Source organism: Intrasporangium calvum (assembly GCF_028446585.1).
Lineage (GTDB): Bacteria > Actinomycetota > Actinomycetes > Actinomycetales > Dermatophilaceae > Intrasporangium > Intrasporangium calvum_A.
In genome coordinates, this window is sequence record NZ_JAPFQL010000034.1 from 18993 (window position 1) to 44222 (window position 25230).

The 25230-nt window shown below is 69.6% G+C and carries 23 protein-coding genes; 13 read left to right on the top strand and 10 right to left on the bottom strand.

All coding sequences use genetic code 11. The features are described 5' to 3' along the window. Window positions 1–50: 50 nt before the first annotated feature. The 4 genes from arc to OO014_RS09345 form a co-directional block, all read right to left on the bottom strand. Window positions 51–1898, bottom strand: coding sequence for a proteasome ATPase (gene arc / locus OO014_RS09330; RefSeq protein WP_272462032.1), 1848 nt, complete (start codon window positions 1896–1898; stop codon window positions 51–53). An 81-nt stretch (window positions 1899–1979) separates the two neighbouring features. Further along, window positions 1980–3089 (bottom strand): tRNA (adenine-N1)-methyltransferase, encoded by a 1110-nt coding sequence (locus tag OO014_RS09335; RefSeq protein WP_272462033.1) that lies wholly within the window; start codon window positions 3087–3089, stop codon window positions 1980–1982. A gap of 11 nt (window positions 3090–3100) precedes the next feature. Continuing rightward, window positions 3101–3520 carry a single-stranded DNA-binding protein gene (locus OO014_RS09340; RefSeq protein ID WP_272462034.1) on the bottom strand — a complete coding sequence of 140 codons (420 nt, stop codon included), beginning with the start codon at window positions 3518–3520 and terminating at the stop codon, window positions 3101–3103. Window positions 3521–3677: 157 nt separating this feature from the next. Next, window positions 3678–4838 (bottom strand): site-2 protease family protein, encoded by a 1161-nt coding sequence (locus tag OO014_RS09345; RefSeq protein WP_272462035.1) that lies wholly within the window; start codon window positions 4836–4838, stop codon window positions 3678–3680. Window positions 4839–4938: 100 nt separating this feature from the next. Here OO014_RS09345 and OO014_RS09350 point away from each other — a divergent pair, with 100 nt between their 5' ends. Continuing rightward, complete coding sequence (locus OO014_RS09350) at window positions 4939–5778, top strand: RecB family exonuclease (protein ID WP_272462036.1); 840 nt, start codon at window positions 4939–4941, stop codon at window positions 5776–5778. Here the strand turns inward: OO014_RS09350 and OO014_RS09355 are convergent. Beyond that, a complete protein-coding gene (locus OO014_RS09355; RefSeq protein ID WP_272462037.1) occupies window positions 5765–6661 on the bottom strand; it encodes a sensor histidine kinase in 897 nt (298 codons plus the stop codon). The genes OO014_RS09350 and OO014_RS09355 overlap by 14 nt on opposite strands. On the opposite strand from OO014_RS09355, the gene OO014_RS19365 reads away from it, so the two are divergent. From OO014_RS19365 to OO014_RS09380, 6 genes are all read left to right on the top strand, one after another. After that, window positions 6590–6802 (top strand): hypothetical protein, encoded by a 213-nt coding sequence (locus OO014_RS19365; RefSeq protein ID WP_420485493.1) that lies wholly within the window; start codon window positions 6590–6592, stop codon window positions 6800–6802. The genes OO014_RS09355 and OO014_RS19365 overlap by 72 nt on opposite strands. Then, window positions 6802–7515: a hypothetical protein gene (locus OO014_RS09360; RefSeq protein ID WP_272462038.1), complete on the top strand. Its 714-nt coding sequence runs from the start codon at window positions 6802–6804 to the stop codon at window positions 7513–7515. The genes OO014_RS19365 and OO014_RS09360 overlap by 1 nt, the downstream gene beginning before the upstream one ends. Before the next feature lie 78 nt (window positions 7516–7593). Continuing rightward, complete coding sequence (locus OO014_RS09365) at window positions 7594–10482, top strand: Tn3 family transposase (protein ID WP_272462039.1); 2889 nt, start codon at window positions 7594–7596, stop codon at window positions 10480–10482. 997 nt (window positions 10483–11479) lie between these two features. Continuing rightward, entirely contained in the window at window positions 11480–11866 is a 387-nt protein-coding gene (locus OO014_RS09370; protein WP_272462040.1) for a hypothetical protein, read from the top strand. An 11-nt stretch (window positions 11867–11877) separates the two neighbouring features. Continuing rightward, entirely contained in the window at window positions 11878–12462 is a 585-nt protein-coding gene (locus OO014_RS09375) for a hypothetical protein (protein ID WP_272462041.1), read from the top strand. 224 nt (window positions 12463–12686) lie between these two features. Beyond that, window positions 12687–13532 carry a hypothetical protein gene (locus OO014_RS09380; protein ID WP_272462042.1) on the top strand — a complete coding sequence of 282 codons (846 nt, stop codon included), beginning with the start codon at window positions 12687–12689 and terminating at the stop codon, window positions 13530–13532. A 232-nt stretch (window positions 13533–13764) separates the two neighbouring features. On the opposite strand, the gene OO014_RS09385 is transcribed toward OO014_RS09380, so the two are convergent. After that, window positions 13765–15030, bottom strand: a complete 1266-nt coding sequence (locus OO014_RS09385) for an IS4 family transposase (protein ID WP_272462043.1) — start codon at window positions 15028–15030, stop codon at window positions 13765–13767. A gap of 204 nt (window positions 15031–15234) precedes the next feature. On the opposite strand from OO014_RS09385, the gene OO014_RS09390 reads away from it, so the two are divergent. Then, the gene (locus OO014_RS09390) at window positions 15235–15813 is read left to right on the top strand and encodes a recombinase family protein (protein WP_272462044.1); all 579 of its coding nucleotides are present in this window, start codon (window positions 15235–15237) and stop codon (window positions 15811–15813) included. Between the two features lie 77 nt (window positions 15814–15890). On the opposite strand, the gene OO014_RS09395 is transcribed toward OO014_RS09390, so the two are convergent. Further along, window positions 15891–16451, bottom strand: coding sequence for a response regulator transcription factor (locus OO014_RS09395; protein ID WP_272462045.1), 561 nt, complete (start codon window positions 16449–16451; stop codon window positions 15891–15893). A 192-nt stretch (window positions 16452–16643) separates the two neighbouring features. Here OO014_RS09395 and OO014_RS09400 point away from each other — a divergent pair, with 192 nt between their 5' ends. Together OO014_RS09400 and OO014_RS09405 are read left to right on the top strand one after the other, a co-directional pair. Further along, the gene (locus tag OO014_RS09400; RefSeq protein WP_272462046.1) at window positions 16644–17342 is read left to right on the top strand and encodes a hypothetical protein; all 699 of its coding nucleotides are present in this window, start codon (window positions 16644–16646) and stop codon (window positions 17340–17342) included. Window positions 17343–17412: 70 nt separating this feature from the next. Next, window positions 17413–17991 (top strand): hypothetical protein, encoded by a 579-nt coding sequence (locus OO014_RS09405; RefSeq protein ID WP_272462047.1) that lies wholly within the window; start codon window positions 17413–17415, stop codon window positions 17989–17991. Window positions 17992–18066: 75 nt separating this feature from the next. Here the strand turns inward: OO014_RS09405 and OO014_RS09410 are convergent, their stop codons facing one another. Next, entirely contained in the window at window positions 18067–19452 is a 1386-nt protein-coding gene (locus OO014_RS09410) for an aspartate aminotransferase family protein (RefSeq protein ID WP_272462048.1), read from the bottom strand. 15 nt (window positions 19453–19467) lie between these two features. Next, entirely contained in the window at window positions 19468–20979 is a 1512-nt protein-coding gene (locus OO014_RS09415) for a CoA-acylating methylmalonate-semialdehyde dehydrogenase (RefSeq protein ID WP_272462049.1), read from the bottom strand. A gap of 60 nt (window positions 20980–21039) precedes the next feature. Here OO014_RS09415 and OO014_RS09420 point away from each other — a divergent pair, with 60 nt between their 5' ends. From OO014_RS09420 to OO014_RS09430, 3 genes are all read left to right on the top strand, one after another. Next, the gene (locus tag OO014_RS09420) at window positions 21040–22389 is read left to right on the top strand and encodes a PLP-dependent aminotransferase family protein (protein ID WP_272462050.1); all 1350 of its coding nucleotides are present in this window, start codon (window positions 21040–21042) and stop codon (window positions 22387–22389) included. 68 nt (window positions 22390–22457) lie between these two features. Continuing rightward, window positions 22458–23813, top strand: a complete 1356-nt coding sequence (locus OO014_RS09425) for a sensor histidine kinase (protein WP_272462051.1) — start codon at window positions 22458–22460, stop codon at window positions 23811–23813. Next, a complete protein-coding gene (locus tag OO014_RS09430; protein ID WP_272462052.1) occupies window positions 23810–24484 on the top strand; it encodes a response regulator in 675 nt (224 codons plus the stop codon). Before OO014_RS09425 ends, OO014_RS09430 begins: the two co-directional genes overlap by 4 nt. Window positions 24485–24524: 40 nt before the next feature. Here OO014_RS09430 and OO014_RS09435 read toward each other — a convergent pair whose 3' ends face one another. Beyond that, window positions 24525–25229, bottom strand: coding sequence for an HAD family hydrolase (locus tag OO014_RS09435; protein WP_272462053.1), 705 nt, complete (start codon window positions 25227–25229; stop codon window positions 24525–24527). Window position 25230 lies beyond the last annotated feature (1 nt).

Consider the following 25230-nt stretch of genomic DNA (forward strand, 5'->3'; position numbering starts at 1 on the left):
GGCGGCCCGGTCCGGTGGCCCGCTCGAGTGCCGAGCAGGCCACCGACACGTCAGAGGTACTGACCGGTGTTGGCCGTTGCGATGGACCGGCCGGGCTCCGTGCCCTCCTTGCCCTTCATCAGGGTGCGGATGTAGACGATGCGCTCGCCCTTCTTGCCGCTGATCCGAGCCCAGTCGTCAGGGTTGGTGGTGTTGGGCAGGTCCTCGTTCTCCTTGAACTCGTCGACGCAGCTGGCGAGGATGTGCTCGACCCGGATCCCCTTCTGACCGGTCGTCAGGAAGTCCTTGATGGCGAGCTTCTTGGCCCGATCCACGATGTTCTGGATCATGGCGCCGGAGTTGAAGTCCTTGAAGTAGAGGATCTCCTTGTCGCCGCCCTGGTAGGTGACCTCGAGGAACCGGTTCTCCTCCATCTCGGAGTACATCCGCTCGACGGCGGCCGTGATCATCGCCTCGACCGTCGCGTGCCGGTCACCGCCGTGGATGGAGAGGTCGTGCTCGTGGAGCGGCAGTGAGGTGGTGAGGTACTTGCTGAAGATGTCGCGGGCGCTCTCGGCGTCGGGCCGCTCGATCTTGATCTTCGCGTCGAGCCGGCCGGGTCGCAGAATGGCAGGGTCGATCATGTCCTCGCGGTTCGAGGCGCCGATGACGATGACGTTCTCGAGCCGCTCGACGCCGTCGATCTCGGCGAGCAGCTGCGGGACGATCGTCGTCTCGACGTCGCTCGACACGCCCGAGCCACGGGTGCGGAAGAGCGAGTCCATCTCGTCGAAGAACACGACGACCGGAGTGCCCTCGGAGGCCTTCTCGCGAGCGCGCTGGAAGATGAGGCGGATGTGCCGCTCGGTCTCCCCGACGTACTTGTTGAGCAGCTCCGGGCCCTTGATGTTGAGGAAGTAGCCCTTCTCGGTCTCCTTGCCCGACCGCTCGGCCACCTGCCGCGCGAGCGACGCCGCCACGGCCTTGGCGATCAGCGTCTTGCCGCAGCCGGGCGGGCCGTAGAGCAGCACTCCCTTGGGCGGCTTGAGGGCGTGCTCCTTGAACAGCTCCGGGTGGAGGAACGGCAGCTCGACGGCATCACGGATCTGCTCGATCTGGCCGGCCAGGCCGCCGATGTCCTCGTAGGCCACATCGGGCACTTCCTCCAGCACCAGCTCCTCGACCTCAAGCTTGGGGATGAGCTCGTGGACGAAGTTGGAGCGGGGGTCCAACGTCAGGGAGTCGCCGACGCGGATCCGCTCCGCGAGCAGCGGCGTGGCGATCCGGCAGACCCGCTCCTCGTCGCCGTGGGTGACGACCACGACGCGGTCCTCCCCCAGCTTGTCCTTGACCGTGACGACCTCGCCGACGCGCTCGTAACCGTGGGCCGACACGACGTTGAGGGCCTCGTTGAGCATGACCTCACGCCCCAGAGTGAGGTCCTCGGGGGCGACGGACGGGCTCACGGCCACCCGCATCTTGCGGCCGCCGGTGAGGATGTCGACCGAGCCCTCATCGGGCGCGTCGAGGATCAGACCGTAGGTGCTCGGCGGCTGGGCCAGCCGGTCGACCTCCTTCTTCAGGGTGACGATCTGCTCGCGGGCCTCCTTCAGGGTCCGCACGAGCCGCTCGTTCTGGGTCGAGAGGGACTGGAGCGAGGACTGAAGGTGGCTCAAGCGGGCCTCCAGCTCGCGGGTCTGCTGGGGGGAGGTCCGCGCAGCGTCACGCAGCGCTCGCACCTCGCTCCGCAGCGCCTCGAGCTCACGGTCCGCACGCCCGGGACCGGCCGCTGTCCATGGGGCGCCGGCAGCGCCGCTCACGGGGCTGATCGGCTCGGGACGCGGGCTCGTCTCCGCAGCCGATCCGGGGTCGCCGAGCCCGTGGGCCCGGGCCTCCTCGTTCCTGCTGTCGTCGGTCATGTCGGGCCTCCTCATCCGTCACGTGCTCCCCTGGGTCGTCTCCATCAGGGGTCGTGACACTTCGACCCTAACCCCGACGGGTCACAGATCCTCGGACGTTTCGGCCACGGATCGGCGAAGTCGGCGGATGGTCTTGTCACTCTTGACCCGCTCGCCCAGGGCCTCGGGCGTCCAGGCGCTGGCGGGAATGTCGATCGATGCGAGCGATCCGGTCACCGGGGTGAGGTGATCGGAATCGACCAGGACGTCCGGCCCCGAGTCAGGGCCCGTCGACTCTCCCATACCCTCCGCGGGACCGTAGGCACCCTTGGCCGGGCGTCGCTTTCGCTCGGGGGGCACGACACCGGGGGCCAACCGGCGGGTGGTGACCAGGAAGCCAGTGTGTCCGTGCATGCGGTGCTGCGGACGCACCGCCAGCCCCTCGAGGTGCCAGCCCCGGACGAGCGACTCCCACGCGTTGGGCTCGGTGAAGCCACCATGGGCCCGGATGCCCTCGGCCACCCGGCTCAGCTGGGTCGTCGTCGCGACGTAGCAGATCAGCACTCCTCCGGGGAGCAGCGCGTCGGCCACGGCGTCGAGGCACTCCCAGGGGGCCAACATGTCGAGCACGACCCGGTCCACCGAGCCCGGTTCAACCGTCGCGGGCAGGGCCTCGACGAGGTCACCGACCGTGATGGTCCAGGCGGGGTGGTCACCCCCGAAGAAGGCCCGCCCGTTGCCCCGAGCGATCTCGGCGAAGTCCTCCCGACGCTCGAAGGAGAGCAGCCGCCCCGTCTCGCCGACGGCCCGGAGGAGCGACATCGACAGGGCGCCAGAGCCGACGCCCGCCTCGACCACGGTCGCTCCCGGGAAGATGTCGGCCATCTGGACGATCTGGCCGGCGTCCTTGGGGTAGACGACCGCCGCCCCCCTGGGCATGGACATGACGTAGTCGCTCAGCAGGGGCCGGAGCGCGAGGTACTCGACACCGGCCGTGTTGGTGACGACCGAACCGTCGGGCGCCCCGATGAGCTCGTCGTGGCGCAGGAAGCCCCGGTGGGTGTGGAACTCGCGGCCCGGCTCCAGGGTGATGGTGTGCAGGCGGCCCTTGGGGTCGGTGAGCTGGACTCTCTCGCCGACCTCGAACACGCCTCGCCGATGGTGGGCGGTGGTGTGCAGGGGCGGGTCGGCGGCCACGTCGGCGTCGGTCATGGGAGGCAAGTCTAGGTGTCCGAGCGGCCGTCCCCGTGCAGGCGTCGCAGGGTGCGGGCCTCCACCTCGTAGCGGCTCTGGCGGCCTCCGGGCGTGCCGAAGAAGCGTCGCCGGAGCGACCCCTCCACCTCGATGGTCACGCCGGGCTCGAGCCGGAGGGCGGTGCGCCGCGTCCGGGCGCTCCAGCACACCACGTCGATGGTGTCGACCTGCCCCTGGCGTTTCTCGCCGTCCGGGCCCCGCCGCCCCCTCGTCTCGGTCCTGGGCACGATGACCCGGAGCGTGACGAGGGCATCCCCGCTGGGGAGGACACGCTCCTCCGCCGCGGCGCTGAGCCGCCCGCAGAGTGCCACCTCGTTGCGGGTGGAGCTCGGGGCCCTCGTCGGCGGGCTGGCGGCAACGGTGGCGGCCGTCTCGATCCTTCTGGGCATGCTGTCTCCCTTTCTCGACCGACCTGCGTCGGCACAGGAGCAGCCTGCGAGGTCGAGCGCCTTGGCGTCGCGTCCCGTCGCCCGCGTGTGGACGAGCAGCCCGGTGCCCAGAGGGATGTGGACAGGACGCGAGCGACCGGCCGCCTTGCTTCCCGACTCAGCCTCGGCGGCGTCTCGCGAGGGCGGCGCCCACGACGGCGTTGACCCGATCGGCCGTGACGAGGCCGCGCACTCTGCGGCTCGTCTCGTCGACAACGAGCACGACCGGCAGGTTGCGCTCGCTCATGGCACGGACCAGGTCGGTGAGCACGGCATCGTGCGGAAGAGGGACCACCCATTCGCTCGGCTGCGCCGTCACCACCGCGGCGAGTGGCGTGTGCGGAGCCACGGCCGACGGGACCTGCGCCGCCGCCTCCGGGTCGAACACACCGAAGGGCCAGCCGTCCTCGTCGGTGGCCACCAGCCAGGTGGTGCCGAGGTCCCTTGTCGCGGCGCGCCGGTGCACGTCCGCCAGGGAGTCCCGTGCGGACAGCAGCAGGACGGGCTCGAGAACGTCGTCGACAGGCCCCGCGGTCGCATCGGTGATCGCCCCCGCCCGGATCGCCTGCGTGGCCCCCTGCCACAGGAAGAAGGCGATGGCCACCGGCCAGACCACCTCGAACAGCGCCACCTGCTCCCCCTGGAGGATCGGCCGGCCGACGAGCCAGAGGACCGTGGCGACCGCCATGGCCCGTCCGAGCCACCCCGCTGCCACCAGACCGGCACCCTTGCGCCCGGTGAGGCGCCAGACGAGGGCGCTCACGATCTGACCGCCGTCGAGGGGCAGGCCCGGCAGGAGGTTGAAGACCCCGACGAGGAAGTTGGCCCGCGCGACGATGAGCAGCAGGGTCGAGGCCGTCTCGTTGGTCACGCCTGCCTCGGCCACCCAGGCCAGCACTCCGAGCGCGAGGTTGGAGAGCGGCCCGACCACCGCAACCAGGGCCGTGGTGCCGGGCGACGAGCGGGTGGCGTCGTAGACGGTGTGACCGCCCCAGACGTCGGCGACGATGCGTCCGACCGAGTGGCCCCTCGCGCGGGCGGCCAGGGCGTGGGCGGCCTCGTGGACGAGGACGGAGACCAGGAGCAGCAGGGCGTAGCCGGCCGCGACGAGGTAGCCGTACGTCGCACCGCGGTCGGGCCTGCCCAGCGCAGGTCCGAAGACCGCGATGATGAGCAGCGCGATCACCGGCCAGGAGCGGGCGATGTAGACGGGGGTCCCGGCAAGGCTGCCGATGCGCCAGCCGTGGCGACGGGCCTCGTCCGGCGCAGGTGCAGTCATGGGCGGAAGCCTATGCGGCCGCCGTGGTCGCTGTCCTCGGCCGCCGGGGGCGCGGCGTGTGCGGCGGACGGTGTCGGACCCTCGCCCTACAGTCGGGCTCATGGTTTCCGCCTTGTCGCCGAGTCGAGCCTCCGACTTCATGACGTGCCCGCTGCTCTACCGCTTCCGGGTCATCGACAAGCTGCCCTCGCCACCGACGCCGGCGACGGCGCGCGGCACCTTGGTCCACGCCGTCCTGGAACGGCTGTTCGACCTGCCGACCTCCGAGCGCACCCTCGAGGCGGCGGTCGGCCTGGTGCCGCAGGAGTGGGAGCGCATCGCGGCGGAGGAGCCGGAGATGCTCTCGCTCCTCGCCGAGCACGACGGCCGCACCGACGAGTGGTTCTCCGGCGCCGGGACGCTGCTCGAGACGTGGTTCGGGCTGGAGGACCCGACTCGGCTCGAGCCGGCCGAGCGGGAGCTCTACGTCGAGACGGAGGTCGACGGACTGGTCCTGCGCGGCTACGTCGACCGCCTCGACGTGGCGCCCGACGGCGCGATGCGGGTCGTGGACTACAAGACCGGGCGCTCGCCGTCAGAGCGCTTCGAGCACAAGGCGCTGTTCCAGATGAAGTTCTATGCGCTCGTCCTGTGGCGGTTGCGCGGGCAGGTGCCCCGGCTCCTGCAGCTGGTCTACCTCGGCAACGGCGAGATCGTGCGCTATGTGCCGGACGAGCGGGACCTGCTCGCGGTCGAGCGCAAGGTCAAGGCGCTGTGGGCGGCGATCGAGCGCGCGGCCCAGCTCGGTGACTGGCGGCCGAGCCCCAGCCGGCTCTGTGACTGGTGCGAGCACCGCTCGCTGTGTCCGGCGTGGGGCGGCACTCCCCCGGAGCTGCCCGCGGACGCCGCGGCTCGCGCGGTTGATCCCGCGGCCACTGGCCTCGTGATCATCGACGACTAGGCCGTATGCCGCTGAGCTGGCTTCCAGCCCAAGGTGGCCGGGGGCTGGGTCGGCTGGGGTGCGCTCCGCGGTCCTCCCCTGGAGCGGCCCGGAGGGGCATGACGATGTGCACTCGCGTGCCGTGGGGGTCCCGGGAGGAGATGTCGAGCCTGCCTCCGGTCATACCGACGCGCTCGCGCATTCCGATGAGCCCAAGCCCGCCGGACGGTCCCGGTGTCTGGCTGAGGGGGCCGATGCCAACTCCGTCGTCCTCGATCGTCAGGCGCACGTGGGCGGGGGCGAACGCCAGGCTGACCGTCGCCCGGTCCGCATGGGCATGTCGGACGACGTTGCTCAACGCTTCCTGGGCCAGGCGATACGCGGCGAGCTCGACGTCCGGGTCGACTCGGGCCGGTGGCCCGGACACCTCGAACGTCACCGTCGTGGTGCTCCGCGACCGGGTCTCCTCGGTGAGCTGGCGCAGTGCGGAGACGAGTCCGAAGTCGTCCAGGACCGGGGGCCGCAGCCCTTGGATGATCTTGCGCAGGGAGCCCGCTGCGTCGGTCGCCACTGCGGCGGTATGGGCCAGCCGGCCGGACAACCGTCCTGATGAAGGACTTCGGTCGCCGAGGTCGTCGAGTGTCCGGGCCAGGTACGTCAGGTGCTGGAGTGGCTCGTCATGCAGCTCCCGGGCGAGACGGGCCCGCTCGTCCTCCTGGACCGCCAGCAGCCTGGCGGCGAACTCCCGCTGCTCCTCCTGCCGACGGTGCTGCTCGGTGATGTCGGCCAGGACGATCTGGACCATCACCGGCCCCTCGCCGTCACTCAGCTCATGGGCCTCAAGCGGCTTCGTGATGGCAAGTCCGTTCGCGCGGAGCGGCAGGTCCGGCGACTGAACCGCCAAGCGGGCTACGAGAAATACGAATCGCGGATTCGTAGAGAGTTTCAAGGCACCCAAGCAGCCCGAGTCCATGAGACTCGCCTCATCCAGAGGTACCGGGGTTGGTTTGGACACCGCCCCCGCGGCAACCCCGTGGACTGGTGATGGTTCAACTCACGGACATTCGCCTCTTCGTCCGCACGACGCCCAACGCCGCGCGCCTACTGAGTGGAGCCGCGTATTTGGCGAGCGAGGCGTATACCTCGGGAATCGGCAAGATCGAAACAAAGGGGGCGCGACTACTCAATGTCACTGTCTACCAAGTCGGGGAGTTGGCGGAGCCAGAAACCTATCCGACCGAGCCCGACGGGCGGGACGGGCTGATCGCCGATGAGATCCGGATCGAAGCGGACCTCAACCGCATCGCCCTCGCGGAGCCTGAGGAACAGGTTGCGGAGCTGCTGAACCTCATTCACGAAGGCACAATACGACTGTCCAGAGCGAGGAGTTGGCATGTCGACGCTGAGCTCGAAGCCGCCCGACGGCGATGGGGAGCCCACGGCTTTACCTCGTTTGCGGTTCCCCTGCTGGAGAAGTCATCGAGGGATGGGCGACTCGTCGCGAAACTGGTTGCGACGATTTCCCTGACTGGCATGAGGCTCACGGTGGTGGCAGAGACTCGCACCGGCGGCCGCATCGCCGCTTCCAACGCCATGGATCTCGGGCGCATGACGTTGGCGACGAGGAACTCGTTCCCGGGCCAGCTCAAATGGCTCTCGAGCCAGGAAGTGGTCCTCCAGCCCAAGCCTCGGCGGAAGTTTGACGAACCCCTGCATGAGGTGAGCCTCCGCGTCCCCGACAGCAGGGGGTGTCGGTAAGAAACGTGTCACCAGCCGCCACATCCGGTCGGGCTCGCGAATTGCCGTGTCACTTGGGTCGCGGAAGTATGGCGGTCCGTGCGTGGACCTCTTGAGCTGAACGAGCTGGTGGAGAGCTGGACGTTGCTTGAAGATGAGCTCGGGCTGCTGTCAGGCAAGGGCGGTGCCGGGCTTCTGGGGCTCGCCGTTTCGCTGAAGTTCTACATCCAGCACGGCCGCTTCCCGCGCTATCGTACGGAGCTCGACGACGAGGCTGTTGTGTTCGTGGCTGCCCAGCTGCGTGTTGACTCCTCGGCTCTCTCCTCATACGACTGGACTGGTCGTACGGCTGAGCGCCATCGGGCGCAGGTTCGTGAGCATCTGGGATTTCGTGAGTGCTCGGTCGGGGACGCCGACAAGCTGACCGCGTGGCTGGCGGCCGAGGTGTGTGAGGCGGAACGGTCGCGCGATGTCGTTCGTGAGGAGCTGCTCGCGCGGTGCCGCTCGGAGCGGCTTGAGCCACCTGCGGTGGGACGCGTCGACCGGATCGTGCGTTCGGCGCTGCATCAGGCCGAGGGCGCGCTCACGCGCCGCGTCGTCGACCGGCTGCCAGTAGATGTGGTCGAGCGTCTGGAGGACCTGGTCGCGCATGACGACGCCGGCGTGGAGGACGGGGAGTCCGCCGACGGTGAGGAGTCGGTGCTGGCCATGGTGAAGGCGGCACCGGGCAGTGTGAGTCTGGAGTCGATGCTGGCCGAGATCCGTAAGCTGCGCGCGGTCCGCGCGCTCGGGCTCCCACCAGGGCTTTTCGGCGATGTCGCGCCGAGGGTGCTGGCGGGGTGGCGGGACCGGGCAGCGGTGGAGGCGCCGTCGCATCTGCGTTCGCACCCGAGGGAGCTGCGCCTGACACTGCTGGCCGCGTTACTGAGCGTGCGGGAGCGGGAGCTGACGGACACGCTGGTCGACCTGTTGATCTCCACGGTGTACAAGATCCACGCCCGCGCGGACCGCCGGGTCACCCAGGACCTGGTCAACGCGTTCAAGAAGGTGACGGGCAAGGAGAACATCCTGTTCTCGATCGCGGCCGCGGCGTTGGACGCGCCGGACGACCCGGTCCGGCGCGTGGTGTACCCGGCCGTGACCGGTGGCGAGGCGACACTGCGCGAGCTCGTGCACGAGTACAAGACGAAGGGGCCGGTGTACCGCCGGACGGTCAAGACGTCGCTGAAGGCGTCGTACTCGAGCCACTACCGCCGCGGGCTGATCGAGCTGCTCGACGTGCTGACGTTCCGGAGCAACAACACCCGCCACCGGCCGGTCCTGGACGCGCTCGATCTGGTGGCCCGGCACGCCGGCGCGAAGACGACGTACTACCCGCTCGGGGAGCACGTGCCCTCGCACCGCGGCTTGGGCGGGGACTGGGAGACCCTGGTCTACCGACAGGATGAGCGGCGACGCCGGCGGGTGGTCCGGTCGGTGTATGAGGTGTGCACGTTCCAGACGTTGCGAGAACAGCTGCGGTGCAAGGAGATCTGGGTCGAAGGCTCAGACCGGTGGCGCAACCCGGACGAGGACCTGCCACGGGACTTCGAGCACCGCCGCGGTGAGCACTACGCCGCCCTGCGCAAGCCGCTCGACCCGAGCGCGTTCATCGACGAGCTGCGCGAGCAGATGCACACCGAGCTCACCGCTCTGGACGAGCAACTCCCGAACCTCGCCTGGGTCGACGTCCTTGAGCGTGGCAAACAGGGGCCGATCAAGCTGACCAGCCTGGACGCGGCACCTGAGCCGAAGAACCTGCGCGCACTCAAGACTGAGGTCGCGTCCCGGTGGGGCACCATCCCGTTGATCGACGTGCTCAAGGAGGCGGTGTTGCGCACCGGCTGCCTGGAGCGGGTCACCGCCAGCAGCGGCCGAGGTGACCTCTCGCGGGAGGTCCTCGCGGAGCGGCTGCTGCTCGTGATGTACGCGTACGGCACGAACACCGGCATCCGCGCGGTCTCAGGGCGCGGTCACAGCGAGGACGACCTGCGCTACGTGCGCCGCCGCTACGTGAGCGTCGAGGTCGCCCGGACCCTCGCGACCGAGATCGCGAACGCCACCTTCGCGGCCCGCCGCGCGAGCGTGTGGGGGGCCGGCTCGTCCGCGGTCGCGTCGGACTCGACCCACTTCGGCGCGTTCGACCAGAACATCTTCACCGAGTGGCACTCCCGCTTCGGCGGCCGGGGCGTGCTCATCTACTGGCACGTCGAGCGCAAGTCGATGGCGGTCCACTCACAGCTGATCGCATGCTCCGCGTCCGAGGTCGCCGCGATGATCGAGGGCGCGATGCGGCACGGCACCACGATGGAGGTCGAGGGCAACTACACCGACTCACACGGCCAGTCCGAGATCGGGTTCGGCCTCACCCGCCTGCTCGGGTTCGACCTGCTCCCACGGATCAAACCGATCAACCACGTCAAGCTCTACCGCCCGTCCGCCGGCGACCCCGGCGCGTACCCGCGGCTCACGCCGGCGTTGACGCGCCCGATCCGGTGGGACCTCATCGCCCAGCAGTACGACCAGATGATCCGGTACGCGACCGCGATCCGTTCCGGCACCGCGTCGACAGAGGCGATCCTGCGCCGGTTCACCAAGGCCAACGCGATCCACCCCACCTACCAGGCGATGATCGAGACCGGCCGCGCCCAGAAGACCCTGTTCGCCGCCCGCTACCTCCGCGACCGGGACCTGCAACGGGAGATCAACGAGGGCCTGAACGTCGTCGAGTCCTGGAACGGCGGCAACTCGGTGATCTTCTACGGCAAGGGCGGCGACATCGCCTCCAACCGCCGCGACGAGCAGGAGCTGTCGATGCTGTGCCTACGCGTGCTGCAGTCCGCCCTCGTCTACGTCAACACCCTCATGGTCCAAGACGTCCTCGCCGACCGCGCCTGGGCCGACCGGCTCACCGACACTGACCGCCGCGGCCTCACCCCACTCTTCTAGAGCCACGTCAAACCCTACGGCGAAGTTCGCCTCAACATGACCCGACGCCTCACACTCCACGGCGACTGACGGTCGCACGACGCCGAGCACCACGCCTCCTATGCCAGCGGACTTGCCCGTCCTCGGCGAATCTCAGCGGCACCCCGAGGACGTTGAAGCGGGGTTGTGGCCCGCCCGGTCCGCGCCGACGGCGAGCCTAGCTACGCATCCGTTGCCCGTGGCTTGCCCCGAGTTCGCCTGACGACATAGGGGCTTACGGCGTGGCGGACCGGCCCTGAGACTTCTTGACAGGGGGCCGCCTGGCGAGGATTCTGCGAAGCAGGTGGTCTACGGATGTGGACCTACAGGGACACAGGGGCAGCCATGGTGCGCACTGCGAAGATCCTAAAGGTCGCATTTTGGAGCCGAGTCCTGGTGGCCAGCGGGCTCGCAGCGCTCATGGTGTTTGCCGTGGGTGCACTGGCAACCCCAGACCCGGCATGGGCGGCACCGCCTTACGCCAAGAGCTACTACGTCACCAGCTACAGCACCTCGTGGGCGTACAACGAGGGCTGCGCACTTGGGACGCAGGACAAGAACACGTCCGGAACACAGAAGCACGTCGCGGTCCTGGACTTTGGCAAGTTGTACTTGTCATCCAGCGGGACCTGGATGGTGGGCTTGTTCACTGGCACTGACGTCTCGTTGGCATCGGCTCGCGGGATGGCGGAGCAGTTCGTGAAGGGGTATTGGATCTGTACGGAGGCTGATCTCTCCTCGACGGTCTATGTCGCGATGGGCACGAACAACTGCACTGGGACGATCACATCCTCGGCTGGCGCGGCGATGGCAGCGCAGGCCTACGCGGGCTGGAACAACGTGCAGAACAACGGATGGTCTCAGGGGTTTGTGATCGGGGCCAACGACTTCGAGTCCTGGGTTGGTTCCAACTGCACACCGGGTTTCAGCTTCCGCGGCGAGAGCGTGGATCGATGGCTACAACGGTGCGACGAACAAGGTGTTCTTCGTCAACTACGGCGGGGCCGACGGGTGTCCGACGACGTCCGTTCCTTCTGCTGGCGGGTGCAATTCGGTGTTCCCGGCCGAGACGATCTGGCGAGTTTCCTGGAGCGGACTCGCGTACCCGCTCCCGGAGATCTACACCACGTCGGGTTCGCAAGCCTCGCAGTGGAAGTACCTCTCCCTCTACTCGTACCTCAACCACGGCAGCAAGTTCACGTTCAAAGGCGTCATGACGCAGGCCGGAGCCTGCAACCAAGCGGGCCCCTGCTCCGGCACCAACAACGGGCCCTCGACAGGCTGGAGCCAGCTGAACACAGCGGTCAACACCGATAGCCGGACGGCGACCACACCCGACGGGCCGACCGACATCCGTTGGAAGTGAAGGGGATTCTGATGAAGCGAACGCTCGTGACGTCGGTGTGCGCGACGCTACTGATCACGGGGGCCATCACCGCGGCAAGGGCGGACGATCCGTCAAGCACCAACCAGTTCGCCGACACCGGTCTGCCTGAGAAGGCCGCGATGGAGGCGCGAGACGCTCAGCTTCACCAGGCGCTGGAAGCCAAGGCGGCATCGCCTGATGCCGCGGCCGCGGAGGTCGCCGCCAAGAAGGCCGCCGCGGGGCCGGACGCCGCCGACTCGGCAGCCCCGTCCTCCCAATGGGAAGAAGGACTCTTCACCACTCCCGAAGCGCCCGCATCCAGCGCCGACTTCGCTCCCACCACCTTGTGGGTCGGACACTTGAGTAGTGGCCAGCAAGTCGCCATCTACGCAGGACAGCATGGCCCCGACGCAAGCCAAGGCCGCCTCTTGCTCGCCCGATCGGGCCCTGACGGCGACCTAGCCTCCGCCACGACGATCGACATCCCAGGCGCATCCAGCCTGACAATCACCACCGCCGATCCCACTGGCGTTGTCGTCTCGGACGCTAGCGGAGCCACCTGGACCATCGACCCAGGCACCGGATCCGTCAAGTGACCCCCAGTTCCGGGTGGCGCCAGAGGGCCGCCTACGCTGGCGCTGCGCTGCTCTTCGCGACGGCCGGGTGCACCAGCAGCGGCAATGGCCACGTGTCGGCCCCCACCACCTCACCGAGGGTCCCCCCCAGCAGCTCAACGACCTCGCCCTCACCACGAGCCCTATGGCAACTCACGTCGGCGCCTTGCCCACCCGGCGGCAATCACGTTCGCACGCCAACACCGGTGGTCGCGGTTGTTGCCGTCGACGAGTGCAACCTGTTCGTCGCCGCGGGGCCAACGATCTGGCTCGTCAGCAGAGGCACGGCTGAACAGGCGTGGACCGTTCCCACCGGCTACGACACCGCCGCGATCGCATACGTCGACGGCAGGCTGTGGTGGGCGGGCGACGGCACAAGCGGCTCCCGGGTCCTCACCGTCGACCCCGTCACTGGGACCACGCGCGATGTCGCACTCGGGGACGGTGCGGCCGAAGTGGTCGCTCTGTGGACTTGGGGCGACCGACTCCTTGTCGGAATGACCGTAGATAACGCCCACTCCAGCGTTGCGTCCGTCAACGGCGCCCGACTCGAGCGGCTGCTCGAGCGTCCTGGGCGCATCACCGGCCTCGCTGGGGATGACACAACACTGGCCGCGACCTTCAGCACGCAAGATGCAACCACCTTGGTTTGGGGTAGGCCACAGGCGCTGCATGAGCACACCTGGCCCGGCCCGGCCAACGTCATCGACCTTGCCATCAGTGGACCGAACATCGCGTTCGGCTTGTCACGACTCAACAGCGAACAGATCCCACAAGGATCCGAGATCCCCACATCAAGAGACCAGGGCCGGCATTGGTCGACCCTCGACCTTGGCAACGACGAACTCGCCTCGCTTGCTTTCGCGGGCTCGCAGCTCTGGCTGTCCAAGTCGGGCCGCACCGGTGTCTCGGTGTACACGGCAGCAGCGAACGGCCGCTTGAAGCACGTGGGCGCGGCTGGCAGCAGCGACCAGCCGCTGCGCCTGCTGCCCACTACCGGGGGAGTTTGGGTGGTCGGCTCGGACGTAGCCTTCCTAAGCGGCCAGCGGTAGGGCTGAGCCGCACGCCAGTAGTCGGTACTGATGGTTCCCCTTCTGACGTTGGGGTGGGCCCTAGGGCTAGCCCCAATACCGTTCAGTTAGGTTCGCAGAATCTCGTAGGTCGTGGCCGTTCGGGGCTGGGGCCAGGGTCGGTGGTGGGAGCGTTTGACGTGCCACTTGGGCATCTTGCGTTTGATGACGCGGGGTGCGGCCCGGGCGCGGCGGGGAGGGTTGAGCCGACGGATCAGTCTGTGTACGAACCACGCCCATCCCGGGCTGTCTCGGGCGTGCTGGTCAGGGGGGAAAAGGCGCCCGGCTGGGCGAGGGTGGCTCTCGTGGTCCTCAGCGCGGCGACGAAGCTGACCCGGTCGGGGTCGTGTCCGGCGTGTAGGGCGGCGTCGGTCATCAGGGCCCGGATGGCGTAGTGGCAGCACAGGTGGCCCCAGATCTCCTGCAGGACAAGGTCGGGGGACTTCGAGCGCAGCACGGTCCGTGGTCCGCGCTGGTGTGTCTTGAGCTCGTCGAAGACGGACTCGATCTCCCACCGTCGGGTGTAGGCGGCGGCGAGCTGCTCGGCGGTTGCCTCGGCGGGGTCGGTCAGTGTCGTGAAGAGCCGGTACGTGCCGGCGTGCTCGCGCCCGTCGTCGATGGTGTAGTCGACCACCCGGACCAGCATCGGTTCGGCGCGGCGTTCGGCGGCCGGGGTGGAGCGGCGCAGGTGCGCCAGCCACGACCCTTCCGCCAGGTCCTGCAGGTGCTCGGGTTTCGGGGCTGACTGGTCGGTGCGGACCCGCCACAACAGGTCCGCGCCGGTGGTGATCGCCTTGCGCCACAACGCGTACGAGAAGAAGCCACGATCGGCGATGACGAGCATCCCGGGCCCCAGCCGGGCGACCAGCTCCTCGGCCAGCGCCGGTTCGGACCGGCGGTACGGGCCGAGGACGGCGTCGATGACCGCGTGCGTGCCGCACTCGGCCACGGCCACCACCCGGGCCTGGGGGAAGGCTGCCTGCTCGCCCTTGTTCACCCCTGGCCGGGAGAAGAACTCGGCGTTCTCGGGCGTGTCGGCCACGTCCAGGCAGGTCCCGTCGATGGCGACCAGGCGCCGCCCCGCCAGGAACGCGCCCGGCATGTCCGGGGTCGCCAACGGCACCGCGGCCCGGGCGAACAACGCCGCCAACGGCTCCGGCCCGAGCCGGGCCCGAGCCTGGAAGATCGCGGACTTGCTTGGCAGCACGTACGACTCGCGCCAACCCGAGGCCCACGACAGCCCGTCCGTCAACTGCGCGAGCACGTCCTCGTACGAGCCCTCCGAATACAGCCCAATCCCGATCGCGAAGTAGGCCATCACCCGGGCCGGCAACGACCGGTGGCGCTGCTGCGTCCGACCCGACGCCTCGATCACCTCATCGACCAGCTCCGGCGGGAACACCCGCGTCAGTACCCCGACCGACACCAGATCGGACAGGCGACGATCGGAAACCGGCTTCCTCCACCCAGCACGCGGCATGCCACCAAACTACACCGCCGTAACCTTAATTGAACGGTATTGGGGCTAGCCCACCAGTTTCGATGCTGGATGTACGGATGCGATCGTTCACGAGCCACCACACAAAGGTGCCACACCCACGCTCAGGCCGGTGTAACGGTTGCCGTGGCCGCGCCTATGACACGCTTTCGGGCGTTGTCGGACACCGCCGATACGGTTCCCAGCATGAGGATCGGCTACGGACGGGTCTCCACCCGCGACCAACACCCCGAAGCGCAGCATGACGCGCTGCGGGCCGCCGGGTGTGACGAGATCTTCATCGACACCGCCTCCGGCAAGCTCGCCCGCCGGCCGGAGCTCGACAAAGCCCTCCTGACCGCGAACCGGCCTGGTGACCAGCTAGTCGTCACCAAGCTCGACCGGCTCGGCCGCTCCCTCGAGCACCTGCTCCAGCTCAGCCGCCAGCTGCAGGAGCGCGGCGTCGACCTGGTCGTGCTCGACCAAGGCATCGACACCTCCAGTGCCATCGGCTGCATGTTCTTCCAGATCCTCGGAGCGATCGCCGAGTTCGAACACGCGCTCATGTCCGAACGCACCAAGGACGGACTCGCCGCCGCCCGAGCGCGAGGACGAACCGGTGGGCAGAAACCCAAGCTCGGCCCCCGCCAGGTCGCCCTCGCACGAGCGATGTACGACGAGGTCGACGACAACGGCCGCCGCCGCTACACGGTCGCCCAGATCGCCGCCGGGTTCGGCGTCACCCGCCCCACGATCTACCGCCACCTCGCCAACGACGAGACCTGAACCCAAGCACCAAAGGGCAGCCAGGGCAATCGTGGAGCGCTACCTGTCACTTGGGGCCACCTTCGGGAGTCCGGGGCCTAGATGCTGTCGCAGTGCCGCTCCACCGTTCGCGCGCTGATGCCGAGGCGCAGGGCCACCTGCTTGTTGTGCAGACCCTGAGCGAGCAGCTCGAGCACCTCCTCCTCCCGCTCGGTCAAGCGAGTCGAGGCGCCGTCGCCGCGCGCGAGCAGCGCACCCAACAACGAGGGACCCAGCACCGTGGCCCCGGAGACCACGGCCCTGACCGCTTCGACGAGCTCCCGGCCCGGCGCCGCCTTGCTGAGGTACCCCGCTGCGCCCGCCTCGAACGCACCACGCACGTACTCCTCGTCGTCGTACGCGGTGACCACCAGGATCCTCACGTCGGGGTGGTGCCGGTGTGCCCTGCGCGCGGTCTCGATGCCGTTGATGCCAGGTAGCCGGATGTCGAGCAGCACCACGTCGGGGTTCAACTCGTTGATCAGGGCCAGCGCGGCCTCACCCGAGTCGGCGTCACCGACCACCTCGAGGCCGTCGTACTCCTCGAGGATCCGTCGTGTGCCCTCACGGTGGAGCGCGTGATCGTCCACCACGAGCACCCGGATGCTGCCCGGTTCCACACGACGAAAGTACGCCGCAGCACCGGTGCCCCGTGGGGGAAACCACTCATCCCGTCCGGCGGCGATCCGCCACGGCCCTGGCACGGAGTCCCCTTGAGCGCCGCACGGGCTGGCCTCACCGTTGAATCATCACGTCGACGACGGCTCGGGGCTCGGCGGCGTCCGCAACACCGACCGACAGGAGTGGTTTCCATGAGACGGCGAACCTTGGATCTCATCGTCAGCGCCGGCGCCTTGGTGATGGCGGGAGTGCTCGTCATCCTCGCCCTCGTGCTGCTCAACCGGGCAGACTTCTCGGAGAACTACGTCCGGTCCCAGCTCGGCCAGGAGAACATCACCTTCCCGGCGCTGGCGGACCTCCTCCCCCAGGAGAAGTCGTTCACCGAGGCGAGGACCGGCTGCGTCATCGCGTACGCCCGTCAGGCAGTCACCACCGGGAAGCAGGCCGAGTGCTTCGGCAACGAGTACCTCGGCGGTCACCTGTCGTGGCTCGCCACGAGGCTCGGCATGACCCAGGTGGCCTACGTCGATGGCCTCAACTACCGCCAGCTCGGCGCCGAACTGGGCAACATCAGGGGTGAGATCGCGGCCGCTGAGAAGGCCAAGGACGCCAGCGTCGCGGCCCTGCAGCAGAAGCTCACCGACGTCACCACCGTTCGCCAGAAGATGTTCGAGGGAACGATGCTGCGCAACGCGCTCCTGACCTCGTACGGCTTCGGAGAGCTCGGCGACATGGCACGCATCGGTTCCAACGTGGTCCTTGCCATTGCTGGGCTGCTCCTGCTGCTGTCCTTGGCCGGCTTCGCCCACGCCTACCGGACACCGCGCACCCAGGCCTTCGCACCCCCGGAGGCAGCCGGTCTCGGGAGCCAGGTGCCCGCTCATGCCTAGTCAGCTGCTCCGAGTTCGCCAAGGCGACGTCCGCCCTCGGTCCGGAGGCGTGCTGATGCACCACGTGTGGGTGAGGCGCGCATGCCTCGTCATCGCAGCACTGGTGGTTGGCTCGAGCCTGGCCACGGGAGTGGCCCGGGCGGGGCCCGAGGGACCGGCGGACTTCGGCACCATGGAACCGAAGGGCCTTGCGGCGAGCGCGTGGCCGTGGCCGGATGGGGCCAACGCCTTCATGGAACAGGTGCAGGGCGTGCAGAAGTGCCTGCCACAAGCCATCCCGTGGTCCTTCGAGGAGAGCCCGTTCGGCCCGCAGTCCGGCGTGCGGATCGTGTTCGACAGCCTGGTTCCCGCCGAACCCGGCTCCCTCGGGAGTGGCCAGGTGACCTTCTGGTGTCAGGCGCGCACCGGGCTGCACTACCGGATCACGGTCCAGGGGCTGCCGCCGCTCAGCACGTTCGAGGTGACCGCGACGGAGGTGGGCTCCGACGTGACGCACTCCCTGGCGACCGTGCGCACTGACCCGAACGGCAACGGGGTGAGCGCCGGAGTCCTGCAGCTACCGAAGGGTGGCTACGAGTTCCTGGTGACGGTGGGTTCCGAGCTCGTTCCTGACCCCGCCGACCCGGTCATCGGCTTCAGCGTCCTCTAGGTCCTCGGCGGGTGGGTCGCCGCGCACGTATGCCGCTGGACCCGGGAAGCGGGCCCAGCGGCATACGGTGTCGGTTCAGCTGGTGAAGGTGTCGGCGACGTCGAGGGCAGCGTCGAGGACGGCCAGGCCCTCCTCGACCTCCTCCGGCGTCGTCGTGCACGGCGGCACGATGTGGGTCCGGTTGAAGTGGACGAAGGGCCAGAGGCCGCGTTCCTTGCAGGCCCCCGCGAAGGCGGCCATCGGCTTGGCCGCCTCGCCGGCCGCGTTGAAGGGCACGAGGGGCTCGCGGGTCTCCCGGTCCTTGACCAGCTCGACGGCCCAGAAGACGCCGAGGCCGCGGACGTCGCCGACGCTCGGGTGCTTCGCCGCGATCTCGCGAAGCCGCGGGCCGATGATCTCGGCTCCGAGCCGACGGGCGTTGTCGATGATCCCTTCCTCGTGGAAGGCGGTGATCGACGCGACCGCCGACGCGCAGGCGAGCGGGTGGCCCGAGTACGTGAGGCCACCCGGGTAGGCGCGCTCCTGGAAGGTTGCCGCGATCGCGTCCGAGATGATGACGCCGCCGAGCGGGACGTACCCGGAGTTGACCCCCTTGGCGAAGGTGATCAGGTCGGGGACGACACCCCAGTGGTCCACCGCGAACCATTCGCCGCACCGGCCGAACCCGGCCATGACCTCGTCTGCGATGAGCATGATGCCGAACTCGTCACAGATGGCGCGCACCCCCTGCAGGTAGCCGTCCGGCGGGACGAGGATCCCGTTGGTGCCCACCACCGTCTCGAGGATGATCGCGGCGACCGTGTGCGGCCCCTCGACCATCAGCGTGTCCCGCAGGTGGGCCAGCGCGCGGTCGCGCTCCTGCTCCTCGGTCTCGGAGTGGAAGGCGGACCGGTAGGTGTAGGGGCCCCAGAAGTGGACGACGCCGGGCTGTCCGGGCTCTGACGGCCAACGGCGCGGGTCCCCGGTCAGGGTGATCGACCCCGCGGTGGCACCGTGGTAGCTGCGGTACGTGGCGAGGACCTTGTGCCGGCCCGTGTGCAGGCGCGCCATGCGGATGGCGTTCTCGTTGGCCTCGGCGCCCCCGTTGGTGAAGAAGACGCGGTCGAGACCGGGCGGGGCCACCTGCGCGATGAGGCGGGCTGCCTCACTGCGGGCGTCGTTGGCGAAGGCAGGCTGGATGGTCGCCAGGCGCGCGGCCTGCTCCTGGATGGCTGCCACGACCTTGGGGTGCTGGTAGCCGATGTTGATGTTGACCAGTTGCGAGCTGAAGTCGAGGTAGCGCTTGCCGTCGTAGTCCCAGAAGTGCGAGCCCTGGGCCCGCTGGATCGGCAGCGGGTCGATCAGGGCCTGGGCGGACCACGAGTGGAAGACGTGTGAACGGTCGAGCTCCCGGACGGTCGACCCGTCGAGGGCCTCCATCCGCTCGGTGAAGGAAGGCGTGGCGGTCGTCGTGTCTGTCATGAGTTCTGCTCCGTCTCAGCGCGTGCGCGGGAAGCCGAGGTCGACGGTCGAGGTCGCCGGGTCCGGCCACCGCTCCGTGATGACCTTGCCACGCGTGTAGAAGTTGACCCCCTCGGGCCCGTACATGTGGGTGTCGCCGAAGAGGGAGTCCTTCCAGCCGCCGAAGGAGTAGTAGGCAACCGGCACCGGGATCGGCACGTTCACGCCGACCATGCCGACCTCGACCTCGTTCTTGAACCGGCGAGCGGCTCCCCCGTCGCGGGTGAAGATGGCCGTGCCGTTGGCGTAGTGGTTGGAGTTGATCAGGGCGAGGCCCTCGTCGAACGTCGCGACCCGCACCACCGACAGGACCGGACCGAAGATCTCGTCGGTGTAGACCGTCATCTCCGGGGTGACCTCGTCCAGGAGCGTCATCCCGAGGAAGAAGCCGTCCTGCGGCACGTCCTGCTCGCGGCCGTCCACGACGACCTTGGCCCCGGCCTCGGCGCCCGCTCCGATGTAGCCGGCCACCCGGTCGCGGTGCTCACGCGTGATGAGCGGGCCCATGTCGGTGCCCGGCTCGGAACCCGGACCGACCTTGAGCGACGGGAGCCGCTCCTGGATCGCCGAGACGAGCTCGTCGCCCACCTCGCCCACCGCGACGGCGACGGAGAGGGCCATGCACCGCTCACCCGCTGCGCCATAGGCAGCCGAGACGATGGAGTCGGCCGCGAGGTTGACGTCGGCGTCGGGCAGCACCAGCGCGTGGTTCTTCGCGCCGCCGAGGGCCTGGACCCGCTTGCCGTTGGCGGTGCCGCGCTCGTAGATGTAGCGCGCGATGGGCGTGGAGCCCACGAAGCTGACGGCCGCGATGTCCTCGTGGTCGAGGATCGTGTCGACCGCCTCCTTGTCACCGTGGACGACGGTGAAGACGCCGTCGGGCAGCCCTGCCTCCTTCCACAGCTGGGCGATGAAGAGCGAGGCCGAGGGGTCCTTCTCACTCGGCTTCAGCACGAACGCGTTGCCGCAGGCGATCGCGTTGGCACACATCCACAGCGGCACCATGACGGGGAAGTTGAACGGGGTGATCCCGGCCACCACACCCAGCGGCTGCCGGACGTTGTAGACGTCCACCCCCGTCGCTGCCTGCTCGCTGTAACCGCCCTTGAGCAGCTGCGGGATGCCAGTGGCGAACTCGACGTTCTCGAGGCCGCGGGCGATCTCGCCGGCCGCGTCGGCGAGGACCTTGCCGTGCTCGGCGGTGATGATGGCCGCCAGCTCGTCGGAGCGCGCGTGAAGGAGCTCGCGGAATGCGAAGAGGACTGCGGCGCGGCGGGACAGCGAGCTCTGGCGCCACTCCCCTGCGGCGGCGACCGCCGTCTTGATGGCTGCGTCGACCTCGGCGGCGGAGGCGAGCGGCACCAGGGCGGTGGTCTGCCCCGTGGCCGGGTCGTAGACCGGGGAGGTGCGGCTGGAGGCGCCGGCAACGGGTCCTCCGGAGATCCAGTGGTCGAGCGGGCGCACGGAGGCTGAGGCGATGTCGTTCATGGGTGAAAGATTACGTTCCACTTGTCACCCATACAAAGAGTTTGTTGCTACAGTACAAACATGCGCGATGTTCTCTCCGCCCTCGAGGAACGGCTCGACTCGCCCACGAGCAAGGGGCTCGCGCACGCAGTCTCGATCGCGATCCGCGACGGAGCCCTGGCTCCCGGGGACCGGCTGCCACCGATCCGGCGCGTCGCCCAGGAGCTCATGCTCTCGCCGACCACCGTCAGCGCCGCCTGGCAGCTGCTCTCGCGCTCGGGCACCATCCGGTCCGACGGGCGCCGCGGGACGACCGTGGCTCCCGCCACCCGCGGGGGCGAGCGCTACTCCACGGCGCTCAAGCGTGACGCAGCCCAAGGGCTCGACCTCTCGACAGGCGTGCCGGACCCAGCGCTCCTGCCGGACCTGGCCCCGCTCACCGACCGGCTGGACGGGCAGATCGTGCCGAGCAGCTATCTCGACGATCCGGTCCTGCCCGAGCTGCGCGACCTCCTCCTGGCTGACTGGCCGGCCCCGGCAGAGGACCTGCTGATCGTGGACGGGGCGATGGATGCCCTCGACCTGGTGACCCGGACGCTGATCCGTCCGGGCGACCACGTGATCGTCGAAAGTCCCGGTTTCCCAGTGCTGCTCGACCTGCTGGAGGATCGCGGGGTCGTGGTCCAGCCGGTCCACCTCGACCACAGTGGTCCCGACCTGGACGACGTCGCCGCCCGCCTCACCGGCAGACCGGCCGCCATGATCATCCAGCCCCGCGGCCAGAACCCGACGGGCGTCTCCCTCACGCCGACCCGCGCCAGGCGGCTTGCCGGCCTGCTGGGGTCCACGTCGTGCCTCGTCATCGAGGACGACTCGGCCGGGGACATCGCCTCCTCCCCCGCCCTCAGCCTCGGCGCCTGGCTGCCCGACCGGACCGTCCACATCCGCAGCTTCAGCAAGTCCTACGGCCCGGACCTGCGGCTCGCCGCGATGACGGGCCCGAGCCACTTGCTCGCCCCGATCCGCCACCTCCGGGCCCTGGGGCAGGGTTGGACGAGCAGGCTGCTCCAGAGAGCCCTCACCGCCCTCCTGACCGATCCGGAGGCCCAGGCCAGGGTGCGCTCGGCCCGAGCCGAGTACGCGCGCCGGCGGAGTCTGGTGACGGCTCGCCTCGCTGCACACGGGATCGCAGTCGAGGGCACGGACGGGCTCAACATCTGGGTGCCCGTCCGGGACGAGTCCGCGGCCGTGCTTCGGCTGGCCAGCGCGGGCATCGCCGTGGCACCCGGTGGGCCCTTCGTCGTCGACAGCCGGGTCGAGACTCCCCACATCCGGGTGACCACGGGACTCATCGCCTCAGGGCACGTCGACGTGGCGGACGCGATCGCGGAGGCGGCGACCGCATCGGCCTGGTCGGCCCAGCACCGCTGAGCGCCTTTCGGGGCAGGGCGCGCATTCCCGGAGGCACTCGCAGGGTCCGCCCTCCTACGATCGAGTCCGTGACCCGAGCCACCCGGGACGACCGGCCCCTCGCGCGGCCGGCGTCCGTCCTCGCCGACCTGGCACTCGCAGCCGCCCTGGCGGCGCTGCTGCTGACGGCGAGCCTCGGAGCACTGGCCGACTCCGACCTGGCGGGGACCTGGCGCGCAGCCGTGGTGGCTGCCCTCGTGATCATCCACGTGGCGGTGGCGGGCAGGTCCCGCTGGCCCGTGGCCGGCTTCGTCGCCACGTCGACCGGCATGCTCGTGCTGGCCCTCGCTCCGGACTTCGGGGGTCGGGCGGCGGTCGAGGCAGGCAGCCCCTACTCGCCGCTGCTCCTGCCCTCCGGTCTGCTCTTCTTCGTCGTTCTCTACACCGTCAGCGCACGAGCCCCGGCTCCCGTCCCCACCCTCGCCCTGGGGGTCAGCCTGGCCGGGGCGGTCATCACCGTCGCCCGCCTGTGGGACACCGGTGAGTTCGTGTCGACTCCCGTGTCCGGTGCCCTCGCCTGGCGGATGTTCGTCGCAGCCGCCGTGAGCGCGGGTGTCCTGGCGGCGTGGTCGCTCGGCAGATACCGCGCCACCCGTCTCGCTTGGGTTGCAGCGCTCGAGGAGCGGGCCGTCCGCGCCGAACGAGAACGCCAGACCGCGATCGTCCAGGCCCGAGCCGATCTCGAGCAGGAGGCAGAGCGGGCTGCCGCCGCCGAACGACGCCGGATCGCCCGTGAGATGCACGACGTCGTCGCCCACTCGCTCGCGGTGATGGTGGGCCAGGCCGAAGGCGGCCGGATGATGGTCGGGCGCGATCCGGACCGTGCCGGGCCGGTGCTCGCGACGGTCGCCGAGCAGGGCCGGCAGGCACTCACGGAGCTGCGCTCGCTCCTCGGGGTGCTCCGCGACGAGGAGACCGTGCCAACCCGGCCGCAGCCTCGCCTCGACGAGCTCGACGGGCTCGTCGACGAGGTCCGCCGGGCCGGACTGTCGGTCGACGTGGTCGAGCGTGGCACGCGGCACGCCTTGCCGGCGACCGCGGACCTGACGGCCTTCCGGGTCGTGCAGGAGTCGCTGACGAACGTCGTCAAGCACGCCGGCCCCGGCGCGAGCGCCACGGTCGCCCTCGACTGGCTGCCCAACCGGCTGCAGATCCGCGTCTCGGATGACGGGTCCCGCCGCGAGAAGGGCGAGGCCGACGGGATCCCTGGTCGCGGTCTCGTCGGGATGCGTGAGCGCCTCGACCTCGTGGGCGGGACCCTCGTCCATTCCGGTCCGGACCCGACGGGCCGGGACGGTTTCATCGTGGAGGCACACGTCCCCACTCCAGCGGGCCACCACCCCACGGGCGCCGTTCACCCTCCAACGGAAGGAACCACCTCGTGACGTCCTCTGGCCCCATCCGGGTCGCCATCGCCGACGACCAGGAGCTCATGCGCTCGGCGCTCGCCATGGTCGTGGGCAGCCAGCCCGACCTCGATCTCGTCGGCGAGGCGGACGACGGGGTGGCCATCGTGGAGCTGTGCCGATCTCGTCGGGTCGACGTCGTCCTCATGGATGTCCGGATGCCGCGCGTCAACGGCATCGAGGCGACGCGCCGGCTGCTGGCCTCGCCCGCACCCCCGCGGATCATCGTGGTGACGACGTTCGACCTGGACGAGTACGCATTCGCCGCCCTCCATGCGGGCGCGAGTGGCTTCCTGCTCAAGGACGCCCGTGGCGAGGACATCCTCGATGCGATCCGGGTGGTGCACGCCGGGCACGCCGTCGTCTCCCCTGCGACGACGAGGCGACTCATCGAGCACCTCGTCACCTCACCGCCGCCTGACGGGGCTCGCGCCCAGTCCGTCATCGACGCGCTGACCGCCCGCGAGCAGGACGTCCTCCTCGAGCTGGCCACCGGCGCCTCCAACGCGGAGATCGCCCGGAAGCTCTTCCTGTCGGAGGCCACCGTCAAGACGCATGTCGGCCACGTCCTCGGCAAGCTCGACCTGCGAGACCGCGTCCAGGCGGTCGTCCTCGCCTACGAGGCGGGGCTGGTGCGGCCCGGAGGCTGAGAGCGGCGGCCGGCCCAGCGGCATACGGCTCGGAGCTGCGTCACGGCCCCGAGACGGAGGAGCCCACGCGCGAGACCCCGGTGGCCACGGCCCTGAGGTCTGCAGCCGTGAGTCCCGACAGGGTCGGAAGCGTCACCGCGCCCGGCGTCTCGGGCACGGGCACGATGTGCGGGATGGCGATGGTCGGCACCCCGGCCGCGGTTGCGGACGCCACCCCCGTCGGTGAGTCCTCGATCGCGACACAGTCGGCCGGGTCCGCGCCCACGAGCCGGGCCGCGAGCAGGTAGGGCTCCGGGTGCGGCTTGCCCCGTGTGACCGCGTCACCCGTGACCAGGTGGGCGAACGACCCGCCCGGCAACCTGCGGACGACCGTCTCGGCGAGGTTGCGCCACGACATGGTCACGAGGACGTTCGGTACCCCGAGGCCCACGAGCTCCTCGAGGAGCTCGCGGGCTCCCGGGCGCCAGGGCACGGAGACCTCTACCTGCTCGATGACCCGGTGCAGGAGCCCGTCGATGACCTCCGGCACGGAGAGCCGGATCCCGGTGAGGTCGATGATGACCTGCGCCGACACGTCGAGGGCGTTGCCGACGAGCCGGTGGGCCAGCTCGTCGCTCCACTCTCCACCGTGGGCCGCGACCAGCTCGTGCTCGGCCGCGATCCAGTAGGGCTCGGTGTCGACGAGGGTGCCGTCCATGTCCCAGAGGACCGCGGCAGGAAGGCCCGGCTGCCCGACCCGTGGCATC